Consider the following 12,025-nt stretch of genomic DNA (forward strand, 5'->3'; position numbering starts at 1 on the left):
CCGCGCGCTGCGCGGCCGGCCGGCTTACTTGGTCAGGATCAGCTTGTCGTTGCTGGTATGGCGCAGTCGATACACGCGGTCGCCATGCTGGATCAGCACTTCGCGGCGCCCCTTCAGCAGCGCCTCGCTGCTGATCGTTTCTTCGGCCGGGACCGCGCGCGGCAACGCGCGCTCGCGCAGGCTCAGGGTTTCGGGATGACGCAACAGGACGGGGTGAGCGGTCATGATCGGATTCCGTACACAGGGGTCGATACGGATGATAATGATTCTCAATAATTAAGCAAGAGCCGGTCTCGTTTGTGCCGATTCAAGATGCAGATGAAACTTCCAATTCCGAAAGCGCCTGCCAATGCTTCGACCGTTTGCAGTGCTGCAGGCGCCACCGGCCACCGGCCACCGATGCGAGGCATATACAGTGGCTCAAGCCACTGCGGCCTCGACCTGCGCCCACCACGCTGGGTCTTCGCGCGCGGCCAGCTGCAGCGCATCGAAATTCTGCAGCAACTGGACGACGCGGCTGGCGCCGAGGATCACCGTGGACACGTGCGGGTTGCGCAAGCACCAGGCGATCGCCAACGCCGCCGGCGCCACGCCCTCGCCCGCCGCCAGCGCGGTGAAACGGCGCGCGCGCTCCACCCGGCGCTGCGCCGGCGGCCCGATCACTTCGTCGTGCAACCAGGCGTTGCTCGCCTGGCCCAGCCGCGAAGCCGGGTCGATGCCGTCGTTGTACTTGCCGGTCAGCAGGCCAGAAGCCAGCGGCGACCAGATCGTGGTGCCGAGGCCAAGTTCGACGTATAGCGGCGCGTATTCCTGCTCCACGCGCTGACGATGCAGCAGGTTGTACTGCGGCTGCTCCATCGACGGCCCCTGCAGGCCCAGCGCCTGCGCCACCTGTGCGGCCTCGCGGATGCGTGCGGCCGGCCACTCGGAAGTCCCCCAATACAGCACCTTGCCCTGCCTCACCAGCGCATCCATCGCGCGCACGGTTTCCTCCAGCGGCGTGTCGGCGTCGGGGCGGTGGCAGTAGTACAGGTCCAGATAGTCCACCCGCAGCCGCTTCAGCGCGGCATGGCAGGCGTCGGTGACGTGCTTGCGCGACAGCCCGCGCTGGGTCGGGCGCGGCGCGGCGACCGCGCCGAAATAGACCTTGCTGGACACGCAATAGCCATCGCGCGGCAGCCGCAGATCGGCGATCACGTCGCCCATCACCTGCTCGGCGCGGCCGTGCGCGTAGACCTCGGCGTTGTCGAAGAAGTTGACCCCGTGGTCCCAGGCAGCGGCGATCAGGTTGCGCGCTTCGTCGCGGCCGATCTGTCCGCCGACGTTGATCCAGGCCCCGAACGACAGCGCCGACAGCTGCAAGCCGGTGGCGCCAAGGCGACGGTACTGCATGCGAATTCCTCCTGCGGTGCGTGCCGGCGAACGTGGCCGGCGGGCGGCCGCACAGTGTAACGAGGCGGCCGTCACGCGCTCGCATTCCACGCGCTGCCTGGATCGGCAACCGATTTCCGGCGCTGAACCCGGTTTACCTTGCCGCCCGTCACCCCCTGCACTACGCTCACTCTCTTTGGTCCGGCGATCCAGGGAACGCAGATGGTCGAGGGTTTGGGGAGGATCGGCTTCGGCCTGTTCGGATTGGCGGTGTTGATCGGGATCACCTGGCTGTTCTCGAACAACAAGCGTGCGGTCGATTGGAAGCTGGTCGCGACCGGTCTGGTCCTGCAGATCGGCTTCGCCTCGCTGGTGCTGCTGGTGCCGGGCGGGCGCGAGGTCTTCGACTGGCTGGGGCAGCTGTTCGTGAAGGTGCTGAGCTTCGTCAACGAAGGCTCCAACTTCATCTTCGGTAGCCTGATGGACACCACCAGCAACGGTTTCATTTTCGCCTTCCAAGTGCTGCCGACGATCATCTTCTTCTCCGCGCTGATGGGCGTGCTCTACCACCTGGGGGTGATGCAGGCGGTAGTGCGGGTGATGGCCTGGGCGATCACCAAGGTGATGCGCGTGTCCGGCGCGGAGACCACCAGCGTCTGCGCCAGCGTGTTCATCGGCCAGACCGAGGCGCCGCTGACGGTGCGCCCGTACATCCCAAAGATGACCGAGTCCGAGTTGCTGACGATGATGATCGGCGGCATGGCGCACATCGCCGGCGGCGTGCTGGCGGCCTATGTCGGCATGCTCGGCGGCAGCGATCCGGGGCAGCAGGCGTTCTACGCCAAGCACCTGCTGGCGGCGAGCATCATGGCCGCGCCGGCGACGCTGGTGGTGGCCAAGCTGCTGATCCCGGAAACCGGCACGCCGCTGACCCGCGGCACGGTCAGAATGGACGTGGAGAAGACCACCAACAACATCATCGACGCGGCCGCCGCCGGTGCCGGCGACGGTCTGCGTCTGGCGCTGAACATCGGTGCGATGCTGCTGGCCTTCATCGCGCTGATCGCGCTGGTCAACGCGCCGCTGACCTGGCTCGGCGACGCCACCGGCCTGGCCGCGGCGATCGGCCGCCCGACCAACCTGTCCACCCTCTTCGGCTACCTGCTGGCGCCGATCGCCTGGGTGATCGGCACACCGTGGGCGGATGCGACCACGGTCGGCTCGCTGATCGGGCAGAAGGTGGTGATCAACGAGTTCGTCGCCTACAGCGAGCTGTCGAAAATCGTCAAGGGCCAGATCCCCGGCATGCAGCTGAGCGAGGAAGGCCGGCTGATCGCCACCTACGCGCTGTGCGGCTTCGCCAACTTCAGCTCGATCGCGATCCAGATCGGCGGCATCGGCGGGCTGGCCCCGGAGCGGCGCCAGGACCTGGCGCGGTTCGGCCTGCGCGCGGTGCTCGGCGGTTCGATCGCCACCTTCATGACCGCCACCATCGCCGGCGTGCTGTCGCATTTCGGCTGATGCGATTTCCCTTTCCCCAGTAGTTGAGAAGCAGCACATGCCTATGAGTTCGGTCATCGTCGTCGGTTCGTTCAATGTCGACCACGTCTGGCGCTGCGAAACCCTGCCCGCCGCGGGCGCGACCATCGCCGGCCGTTACAGCACCGGCCCCGGCGGCAAGGGCTTCAACCAGGCGGTGGCGGCCGCCCGCGCCGGCGCCCGCACCAGCTTCGTGTGCGCGCTAGGCGACGATGCCGGCGGCGCGATGGCGCGCGCGCTGGCGGCGCAGGACGGCATCGACCTGGCCGCCGAAGCCAGCACCGAGCCGACCGGCACCGGCGGCATCTACGTCGACGGCCACGGCCGCAACACCATCGTCATCGGCGCCGGCGCCAACGCCGCGTTGAGCCTGGGCTTCGTGCAGGCGCAACGCGCGCTGCTGGGCTCGGCGCGGGTGCTGCTGGCGCAGCTGGAGTCGCCGATCGAGACCATCGAGGGCACCCTGGCGCTGGCCCGCGAGACCGGCCTGACCACGGTGCTCAACGCCGCGCCGGCGAATGCGCAGACCAGCATCGGCCTGCTCAAGCTGGCCGACGTGCTGACCCCGAACGAGACCGAGTTCGCCGCGCTGCTGGCGCGCCACGTCGGCGAGCGCGTGGATGCCGACGACGTCGCCGCCACCGATGGCGGCAGCCTGCACGCGCTGTGCCGCAAGCTGTTGCCGGGCGGCACCGTGGTGGTGACGCTGGGTGCGGTGGGCGCGTTCATCTCGCATCCGGAAGAGCGCCTGCGCGGCGACACCCAGCCGTATTACCGCATCGGCGCCGAGGCGGCACAGACCGTGGACACCACCGGCGCCGGCGATGCCTTCAACGGTGCGCTGGTCGCCTCGCTGGCGCAGTCGCCGAACGCCAGCTTCGCCACCCACGTGCGCTTCGCCAACCACTACGCGGCGCGTTCGACCGAGGCCGAAGGCGCCGCGGCGTCGATGCCGCGGCTGGCGCCGGACGCCGGCTGAGCGGTCCGCGCCGACGGCGGCATCCGTTCCCGTGCACCCAGAGCACTGAACCCACGGCCCGTCGCCGCGACGGGCCTGCATCCCGACAAGGAGTCCGATGCCCCGTCTTTCCGTCACGTCCCTCGCCGCGCGGTGCGCGCTGCTTGCACCGCTGTCCGCCGCCGCAGCGGCATGCTGTCTCCGCTGGCCAAGGACAGCCGCGAGTTCACGTTCCTCGGCGCCAGCAAGGTCAACGACGATCCGCCGGGCCACTACGCGCCCGGCAACGTCTGCGATGGCAGCAATGGCAACGGCGGCGGCCGCCTGGTGGCGCTGGCACCCGACGAACTGCTGCTGATCCTGGACGGCAACGCCAAGGACTTCGAGCTGTACCAGCTGATCCGCTGAAGCACGCGCGGCCGGCGCGCGCATGCCGTGTCCGCACCGCCGGCACAACGGCGACATCCGCCTGACATCGAACTGCGGAACACTGGTCACCCTACGCTCGCAACTGCGATTGCGCGACCTCACATCGCCACGATCGCAGGTCCCCACGCGTCGCCAAGGCGATGCGTCCAGCGCGCGCCAAAACCGACATCTGCCAACGCAGAACGATACTTGTTGGATTTACCTGCGCTCGGCAATCGCGCGTCGTGCCGCATACCGCGACCGTCTCCTGTGCACCCGACCGTACACCTTTCCCCCTCCAAAAAACTGACCCCTCCCGATGAAGATGCACACAGGATTGAGCAAGTCCGCATTGCCCTGCGCGTTGCTGAGCGTTTTGTTGAGTTCCTGCGGCGGCGACGACCCCGACGGCAGCGGCGCGGCCGCGGCCGCCGACCTGACCATGGCCACGCCGAGCGCGTGGTCGGTCACCACCCGCACCCCGGCCGCCGCGCCGCGCGCTGCTACTACCGCCGCCGCTGCCGGCGAGACGCCCGACGCATCGCTGCGCCGGCCGCTGTCGCCGCACCAGCCGATGTTCCTGATCCATGCCGACACCTGGAACGCGGCCGACCCGCAGAAGATCATCGACCTGATTCCGGCCGACCTGCGCCCTTACACCGTGCTGCTGATCTCCCTGTCGATCAATCACCAGGGCGCCACCGGCAATCAATGCAACTGGATACAGGTGGAGAACGGCCTGGAAACCGCGCGTTCCTGGATCAAGACCGCGGCGGCCAATGGCGTGTGGGCGATGATCCAACCCTCCAGCGGCGGTTTCAGCCACCTTCCCGACTACGCGCCGAATGCAGACCTGGAAGCGACCGCCTACGGCGAATTCTTCCGCGACTACCCCAACTTCATCGGCTTCAACTACGCCGAGCAGTTCTGGGGATTCGACCAGCCCTGCTCTGGTTCGCCCGCGCAACGCTGGGAACACTGGGCCAACCTGCTCAAGCTCACCAACAAGTACGGCGGCTATCTGGCGGTCAGCTTCACCGGCGGCTTCTACAGCGCCAACATCAATCCGCTGGCCATGGTCAAGCGCAACCCGATCTTCAGGAACGCCCTCGGCGCCTACGCCAAGAATTTCATCATCGAAGAGAAATTCACCACCGATTACGGCTACCACGACATCGAGAGCGTGAGCCTGGGCATGTTCCTGTCCGGCTACGCCGGTCACTACGGCATCCGCACGGACCGCAGCGGCTGGTACAGCAGCGACGGCAGCAGCTATCCGGTGCAGGCCGGCTCGCCGCACCTGATCGAACACCTGACCTTCACCGGCGAAACCGTGTTCGACGGCCCCGAGCAGATCACCCTGGATGCGGTGCACACCCTGCCGAACGCGACCACCGCCGACGGCTACAACAGCCGCCGTTGGGAGTTCTACCCGCATTTCCGCAACATCCAGCTGGACATCTACCGCAAAATCCTGGACGGCACGCTGCGCATCCTCAGCCGCCAGGAAGTGATCGACCGCTCCAAGGTCGTGATCGTCAACGACACCAACACCGGCGACGACAGGAACCTGTATTCCTCGCCGGAAACGCTGTTCTCCGGGCTGTACCTGCTGGACGGCGACGGCACCTACATGAACCAGCACAGCTGGTACAAGAAGACCGGGCGCTATCCCGCCATCCCCACCGTTTGGCAGCTGACCGACGCCACCGCCGAGTCGTTCAAGGTGCAGATCGCCAAGACCGCGTATGCGGCGCGCTGGCCGACCATGACCGCCAAGCTCGGCGAACTCAATGCGCTGTTCCCGCAGGAATACACCGGCACCATCTACGCCGGGCGCCAGGACAACACCTGGGTCACCTACAACCCGTCCAAGGCCAACCAGACCGCCAGCGGCACCATCCCGCTCAAGTACAACAGCTGCGCCGCGGTCAGCGTGAACTACGCGCCTTACAGCAGCGGCGTGATCAAGGAATTCCCCGACAGGCTGTCGATCTACCTGAGCAACTTCGACTCCCCCAACGGCGCGCTGAAGACGGACACGATCGATATCGATGGCGCCACCGCCACCCCGACTTACACCTTCGTCGATCGCGGTGATCACCAGCCAAGCAAGATCACCAGCGCGGCGACGGCGGACGGGCTGACGCTGAGCGTGGCGCACAATGGGCCGCTGGACATCACCGTGCACTGCACCGGCAACGCCAGCGGCCGCGCGAGCTCCGCCCCTGTCGCGAGCCTGCAGGCGCCGGACGCGCCGCCCGCCTACACCGGCGTGCAGCAGTACGAGGCGGAGAACTTCGATTTCCGCAACATCCGCAGCATGGTCGCCAACGGCGTCTCCGGCCCGCTGCGCAACTACCAGGGGATGGGCTACGTCGACTTCGGCACCGGCGGCGGCGCCAGCATCCGCGACGATGTCCGCGTCGCCAGCGCCGGCACCTATCGATTGCAGACCCGCTATTCGACCGCCGGCGCGAGCATCGCCAACGTGGACCTGTACGTCAACGGCATCAAGGTCGGCACGCCGGTGTTCGCGCAGACCGCCTCGGCCAGCGACTGGGCGACACTGCAGCAAGCGGTGACGTTGAACGCCGGCAGCAACCGCATCGAGTTCCGCGCCAGCGCGGCCCGGCCGGCCTCGCTGTACCTGGACAACATCCGCCTGTCGCACTAGCCAACGCGGGGCGGCGCGCCGGACAGCCGGGGCGCCGTCAGCCGCAGCGACCTGGGCGCCACGGGGAGGCGGCGCGACGGCCGCCCCGCTACACTGGCGGCATGCGTATCGGCCCCTACACGATCGAACCGAAGGTGATTCTGGCGCCGATGGCAGGGGTCACCGACAAGCCGTTCCGGCTGCTGTGCAAGCGCCTGGGCGCCGGCCTGGCGGTGTCGGAGATGACCATTTCCGACCCGCGCCTCTGGCAGACGCGCAAATCGCTGCAGCGCATGGACCATGCCGGCGAACCGGACCCGGTCAGCGTGCAGATCGCCGGCACCGAGCCGCAGCAACTGGCCGAGGCGGCGCGCTACAACGCCGACCACGGCGCGCAGCTGATCGACATCAACATGGGCTGCCCGGCGAAGAAGGTGTGCAACGCCTGGGCCGGCTCGGCGCTGATGCGCGACGAGGCGCTGGTGGCGCGCATCCTCAGCGCCGTGGTGAACGCCTCGCCGGTGCCGGTGACGCTGAAGATCCGCACCGGCTGGGATTGCGACCACCGCAACGGCCCGGCCATCGCGCGCATCGCGCAGGACTGCGGCATCGCCGCGCTGGCGGTGCATGGCCGCACCCGCGACCAGCAGTACAACGGCCAGGCCGAATACGCCACGATCGCGCAGATCAAGGCCGCGCTGCGCATCCCGGTGATCGCCAACGGCGACATCGATTCGCCGCACAAGGCTGCGCAGGTACTGGCCGCCACCGGCGCCGACGCGGTGATGGTCGGCCGCGCCGCACAGGGCCGGCCGTGGATCTTCGGCGAGATCGCGCACTATCTGGCGACCAGCGAACTGCTGCCGGCGCCGTCGCTGCAGTTCGTGCGCGACACCCTGCTCGGCCACCTGCAGGCCCTGCACGATTTCTACGGCGAAGCGCAGGGCGTGCGCATCGCGCGCAAGCACCTGGGCTGGTACGCCAAGGACCGCCCCGAGAACGCCGCGTTCCGCGCTGTGGTCAACCGCGCCGAGAGCGCGCAGGCGCAGCTGGCGCTGACCGCCGACTACTTCGATGCGCTGATCGCCGGCGTGCCGCCCGCCGTGCCTGCGGCGGCCTGAGCGCCGCGCGTCGAACCCGCTACGCGTGTGTGCGTGGGCCGCAGCGCCGCCAAGCGCCACCTCAAGCTGGGCCTGTTAAACGTGACGACGAGTGCCTCGCGCAGCCGAGCAGCGGCAGCACGGACAGCGAATGGCTGAAGCTGCGGTGCAGCGTCATCAGCGTGACCGGGTCGCGGGTCAACGGCAACAGCAGCAGCGCATCGAGCTCGGGTACGGTGCCGAGCGCGGCGCCAGCGAGCAGCGCGGCGCGGCGCGGCGCTGTTGCGCGGGCGCGATGGCAGCGCCGAGCACGATCTGGGTGAGGGAGTCCATCGGGCGATGCTAGCAGGCATGGATCATGAGCGATTTGAAGAAACCCGCGAGGCCGTCGTTGGCTCCCAAGGGACTTGCAGCCGACCAGTTAGATGCACTCTGGCTGGCCTTCGGGCCGTCAGCCCGGAACGCTTCCACGACCAATCGGCTTACTGGCTTTGCTTGTCGCGGTTGAAACCGCTCCTACATGGCCTGCGGATCGCCTGCTGGGTGCACTGTAGGAACTTCAGCTGCGACAACTTCCGAAGCCGGAAGGCCCGCCGCTTCGCTCGTCGCGACTGAAGTCGCTCCCACAAGGGCTAGCGGCCAACTCGCTGGGTGCACTGTGGGAGGGACTTCAGTCCCGACTGCATCCAGGCTGGACACGCATCGCCACTGCGTTCGTCGCGGCTGAAGCCGCTACAGGTGGAGCCTGGCGCGAGCGGATGGGAATGCGGCCACCACGACCAGCGCGCGATCATGCCGCCTGCGGCAGACGCAACACGCGCGGGGCCAGGGTCTGCAGCACCTGCCCGGTATGCGACAGCAACTGCAGCCGGCCCTGGTGGTCCTCGCTCAGCGCGGTGAGGCTCTCGACCCAGTCGCCATCGTTGGCGTAGACCAGGCCGTCGCGCTCGAATAGGCCGGCGCGGTGCACGTGGCCGCAAACCACGCCGTCCAGGCCGCGGCGGTGCGCGTCGTCCAGGCCGGCATCGACGAAGCGTTCGATATAGCGCTCGGCGGCGCTGCTCTGCCGCTTCAGGTAGTCGGCCAGCGACCAGTAACGCATGCCGAAGCGGCGGCGCACGCGGTTGATCAGCTGGTTGCCGGTGAGGATGCGGTAGTACAGCCAGTCGCCGAACTTCTCCTGCAGGCCGCCGAACTGGGTGACCGCGTCGTAGTCGTCGCCGTGCACCACCAGCAGCCGGCGCCCGTCGGCGGTCTCGTGCACCGCGCGCCGGCGCACCTGCATCGCCGGCAGCGCCAGGCCGCAGAAGCGGCGGATCGGGCGATCGTGGTTGCCGGGCACGTAGATCAGTTCGGTGCCGCCACGCGCCAGCGCATGCAGCGCATCGATCACGCGCTGGTGCGCCGCGCCCCACACCGCACGGCGCTGCGCCATCCACCAGAAATCGACGATGTCGCCGACCAGGTACAGTTGCTTGCACTGCAGGCCGCCGAGGAAATCGGCCAGCTCGCGCGCATGGCAATGCGGCGCACCTAGATGCACGTCGGACACGAACACCGCCCGCCGTGGCGGCGGGGACAAGCTGCTCACCGTGTTCATGCCGTCACCTCTGCTTCGCTGCGGGGCCGTTCCAGGTAGCGCACGCGCTTCTTGCTGCGGATGCGCTGCAGATCCAGTTCGATCAGGCCATCGACCGCGTCGTTGAACGCCGGATCGACGCCGAAGGTGAGGAAGCGTGCGCCGCCCGGCTCGCACAACTCGGTGTATTGCTTGTAGAGCATCGGCACCGCCGCGCCGAGCGCGTCCAGGTTGCCCTTGAGCACCTTGAACGCGGTCTCCGCATCCAGCGCGTCGAACGCCGGCGGCGCCTGCGCATAATCGAACGGCCGCGCCGAGGCCGCCTCGCCCAGCGCATCGCCGTAGTAGTGCGCGTAGTAGGCCACTATCTGCTCGCGCGCCTGCCGCGGCGCAGGCCGCGCATCAGTTCGGCGTCGGACTGGCCCTGCGGCAGCGCGCGGGCATGGCCCAGGCTCGGCGCGATGCGGCGCTCGCGGCGGGCGAACATCTCGCGCGCCAGCAACGCGGTGCCGGCCGGCTTGAACAGCGCCGAGTTGCGCGCATGGATGCGCACCGGCAGCAACAGCTCGCGCAGGCCTTCCAGCGCCCACAGGAAATCGTTGGCGACGATCTTCACGTCGCGCCGCACCTGGCCCACGCAATCCAGCAGCGCCAGCGCGTCCAGCGCGCCGGACGGATGGTTGGCGACGATCAGCAGGCGCCCGCGTGCCGGAATGCATTCGGCGGGGGCCGGCGCGACCACGTAGCGCGCCTGCAGGAAATCCATCCCGGCCTGGACCAGAGCGAAGCCGTGCAGTTCGTGACTGGCGTCCAGGAACGCCTCCAGCGCATCCAGGCCCGACCATTTCTGCAGGCAGCGCAACAACGGCCGCACCAGCCGCGAGCGGCGCCCGGCGAACCAGTAGGGGTAGCGATCCTGTAGACGACGTTCGAGTGCCAGCACGGCAAGCCCCCTTGCTTACTGCGCACAGCTTCGGCCCCCGCGGCGACACCGATCTTGCAATATGGCTACGTCAAAGTGACGCCGGCAGCCCCGCCGCCTGAGCGGTTAACCTTGCCCGAGGCTGGTGGCGGCACAATGCACAGCAGCGCGCGCCCGTGTATCATGCGCGTCCATCTTTTCATCCGAATACAAGGATATAGCCGCGATGTCCAGCTATCTCTTCACCTCCGAGTCGGTCTCCGAAGGCCACCCGGACAAGATCGCCGATCAGATCTCCGATGCAGTGCTCGACGCGATCCTGACCCAGGACAAGCGCGCGCGCGTGGCCTGCGAAACGCTGGTCAAGACCGGCGTGGCGATCGTCGCCGGCGAAATCACCACCAGCGCCTGGATCGACCTGGAAGCGTTGACCCGCAAGGTGATCCTGGACATCGGCTACAACAGCTCCGACGTCGGCTTCGACGGCGAGACCTGCGGCGTGCTCAACCTGATCGGCAAGCAATCGCCGGACATCAACCAGGGCGTTGACCGCAAGAAGCCGGAAGAACAGGGCGCCGGCGACCAGGGCCTGATGTTCGGCTACGCCACCCGCGAGACCGACAGCTTCATGCCGGCGGCGATCCACCTGGCGCACCGCCTGGTCGAGCAGCAGGCCAAGGTCCGCAAGAAGAAGAACTCGCCGCTGGCGTGGCTGCGCCCGGACGCCAAGAGCCAGGTCACCCTGCGCTACGAAGACGGCGTGGCGACCGCGATCGACGCGGTGGTGCTGTCCACCCAGCACGATCCGGACGTCAAGCAGAAGCACCTGGTCGAAGCCGTGCGCGAGGAAATCCTCAAGCCGGTGCTGCCGGCCAAGTGGCTGCACAAGGGCACCAAGTTCCACATCAACCCGACCGGCAAGTTCGTGATCGGTGGGCCGGTGGGCGACTGCGGCCTGACCGGGCGCAAGATCATCGTCGACACCTACGGCGGCTGGGCGCGCCACGGCGGCGGCGCGTTCTCCGGCAAGGATCCATCCAAGGTCGACCGTTCCGCGGCGTACGCGGCGCGCTACGTGGCCAAGAACGTGGTCGCCGCCGGCCTGGCCGACCGCTGCGAAGTGCAGGTTTCCTACGCCATCGGCGTTGCCGAGCCGACCTCGATCTCGGTCACCACCTTCGGCACCGGCAAGATCACCGACGACAAGATCGAGAAGCTGATCCGCAAGCACTTCGACCTGCGTCCGTTCGGCATCCTGCAGATGCTCGACCTGATCCACCCGATGTACCAGCAGACCGCCTCGTACGGCCACTTCGGCCGCACCCCGAAGGTGTTCACCTACACCGACGGCACCGGCGCCGAGCACAGCGCCACGGCGTTCTCGTGGGAAAAGACCGACCGCGCCGATGCGCTGCGCGCGGACGCGAAATTGAAGTAAGCCAGCGCTGCGGCGCCTGCACGAAAACGGGCCGCATCGCGGCCCGTTTTTTTT

The 12,025-nt window shown here is 68.0% G+C and carries 11 protein-coding genes and 1 pseudogene; 6 read left to right on the forward strand and 6 right to left on the reverse strand.

The window, feature by feature from the left end; translation table 11 throughout:
- Positions 1–24: 24 nt before the first annotated feature.
- Together hemP and E4A48_RS13380 are read right to left on the reverse strand one after the other, a co-directional pair.
- Positions 25–225 (reverse strand): hemin uptake protein HemP, encoded by a 201-nt coding sequence (hemP, locus tag E4A48_RS13375; RefSeq protein ID WP_052235065.1) that lies wholly within the window; start codon positions 223–225, stop codon positions 25–27.
- 195 nt (positions 226–420) lie between these two features.
- Entirely contained in the window at positions 421–1,392 is a 972-nt protein-coding gene (locus E4A48_RS13380) for an aldo/keto reductase (RefSeq protein ID WP_142742569.1), read from the reverse strand.
- A 201-nt stretch (positions 1,393–1,593) separates the two neighbouring features.
- On the opposite strand from E4A48_RS13380, the gene E4A48_RS13385 reads away from it, so the two are divergent.
- The 5 genes from E4A48_RS13385 to dusB all read left to right on the forward strand — a co-directional run bounded on the left by E4A48_RS13385 (position 1,594) and on the right by dusB (position 8,053).
- Positions 1,594–2,892, forward strand: coding sequence for a NupC/NupG family nucleoside CNT transporter (locus tag E4A48_RS13385; RefSeq protein WP_142742571.1), 1,299 nt, complete (start codon positions 1,594–1,596; stop codon positions 2,890–2,892).
- A 43-nt stretch (positions 2,893–2,935) separates the two neighbouring features.
- Positions 2,936–3,889 (forward strand): ribokinase, encoded by a 954-nt coding sequence (locus E4A48_RS13390; RefSeq protein ID WP_039007636.1) that lies wholly within the window; start codon positions 2,936–2,938, stop codon positions 3,887–3,889.
- Positions 3,890–4,060: 171 nt separating this feature from the next.
- Positions 4,061–4,276, forward strand: a complete 216-nt coding sequence (locus E4A48_RS13395; RefSeq protein ID WP_235426540.1) for a DUF4228 domain-containing protein — start codon at positions 4,061–4,063, stop codon at positions 4,274–4,276.
- A gap of 319 nt (positions 4,277–4,595) precedes the next feature.
- Positions 4,596–6,953 (forward strand): glycoside hydrolase family 98 domain-containing protein, encoded by a 2,358-nt coding sequence (locus E4A48_RS13400; protein WP_142742573.1) that lies wholly within the window; start codon positions 4,596–4,598, stop codon positions 6,951–6,953.
- Positions 6,954–7,054: 101 nt separating this feature from the next.
- Positions 7,055–8,053, forward strand: a complete 999-nt coding sequence (dusB, locus tag E4A48_RS13405; RefSeq protein ID WP_039007639.1) for a tRNA dihydrouridine synthase DusB — start codon at positions 7,055–7,057, stop codon at positions 8,051–8,053.
- Positions 8,054–8,156: 103 nt separating this feature from the next.
- On the opposite strand, the pseudogene E4A48_RS13410 reads toward dusB, so the two are convergent.
- From E4A48_RS13410 to E4A48_RS21140, 4 genes and pseudogenes are all read right to left on the reverse strand, one after another.
- A pseudogene (locus E4A48_RS13410) lies at positions 8,157–8,365 on the reverse strand (metal-dependent hydrolase); the annotation flags it as partial.
- Between the two features lie 457 nt (positions 8,366–8,822).
- The gene (locus tag E4A48_RS13415; protein ID WP_142742574.1) at positions 8,823–9,632 is read right to left on the reverse strand and encodes a UDP-2,3-diacylglucosamine diphosphatase; all 810 of its coding nucleotides are present in this window, start codon (positions 9,630–9,632) and stop codon (positions 8,823–8,825) included.
- Positions 9,629–9,976, reverse strand: coding sequence for a hypothetical protein (locus E4A48_RS21135; RefSeq protein ID WP_039007641.1), 348 nt, complete (start codon positions 9,974–9,976; stop codon positions 9,629–9,631). The genes E4A48_RS13415 and E4A48_RS21135 overlap by 4 nt, the downstream gene beginning before the upstream one ends.
- Complete coding sequence (locus E4A48_RS21140; RefSeq protein ID WP_260607952.1) at positions 9,976–10,554, reverse strand: lysophospholipid acyltransferase family protein; 579 nt, start codon at positions 10,552–10,554, stop codon at positions 9,976–9,978. Before E4A48_RS21140 ends, E4A48_RS21135 begins: the two co-directional genes overlap by 1 nt.
- 205 nt (positions 10,555–10,759) lie before the next feature.
- Between E4A48_RS21140 and metK the strand changes: the two genes are divergently transcribed.
- On the forward strand, positions 10,760–11,971 hold the full coding sequence (metK, locus tag E4A48_RS13425) for a methionine adenosyltransferase (RefSeq protein ID WP_039007643.1): 1,212 nt from the start codon (positions 10,760–10,762) through the stop codon (positions 11,969–11,971).
- Positions 11,972–12,025: the final 54 nt, after the last annotated feature.

The sequence above is a fragment of the Xanthomonas translucens pv. cerealis genome (genome assembly GCF_006838285.1).
In the GTDB taxonomy this organism is placed as follows: Bacteria; Pseudomonadota; Gammaproteobacteria; order Xanthomonadales; family Xanthomonadaceae; genus Xanthomonas_A; species Xanthomonas_A cerealis.

What these genes read in the sequence shown, in the direction of transcription:
- hemP (WP_052235065.1), bottom strand. Translation starts at nt 225, where the DNA reads ATGACCGCTCACCCCGTCCTGTTGCGTCATCCCGAAACCCTGAGCCTG.
- E4A48_RS13380 (WP_142742569.1), bottom strand. Translation starts at nt 1,392, where the DNA reads ATGCAGTACCGTCGCCTTGGCGCCACCGGCTTGCAGCTGTCGGCGCTG.
- E4A48_RS13385 (WP_142742571.1), top strand. Translation starts at nt 1,594, where the DNA reads ATGGTCGAGGGTTTGGGGAGGATCGGCTTCGGCCTGTTCGGATTGGCG.
- E4A48_RS13390 (WP_039007636.1), top strand. Translation starts at nt 2,936, where the DNA reads ATGAGTTCGGTCATCGTCGTCGGTTCGTTCAATGTCGACCACGTCTGG.
- E4A48_RS13395 (WP_235426540.1), top strand. Translation starts at nt 4,061, where the DNA reads ATGCTGTCTCCGCTGGCCAAGGACAGCCGCGAGTTCACGTTCCTCGGC.
- E4A48_RS13400 (WP_142742573.1), top strand. Translation starts at nt 4,596, where the DNA reads ATGAAGATGCACACAGGATTGAGCAAGTCCGCATTGCCCTGCGCGTTG.
- dusB (WP_039007639.1), top strand. Translation starts at nt 7,055, where the DNA reads ATGCGTATCGGCCCCTACACGATCGAACCGAAGGTGATTCTGGCGCCG.
- E4A48_RS13415 (WP_142742574.1), bottom strand. Translation starts at nt 9,632, where the DNA reads ATGAACACGGTGAGCAGCTTGTCCCCGCCGCCACGGCGGGCGGTGTTC.
- metK (WP_039007643.1), top strand. Translation starts at nt 10,760, where the DNA reads ATGTCCAGCTATCTCTTCACCTCCGAGTCGGTCTCCGAAGGCCACCCG.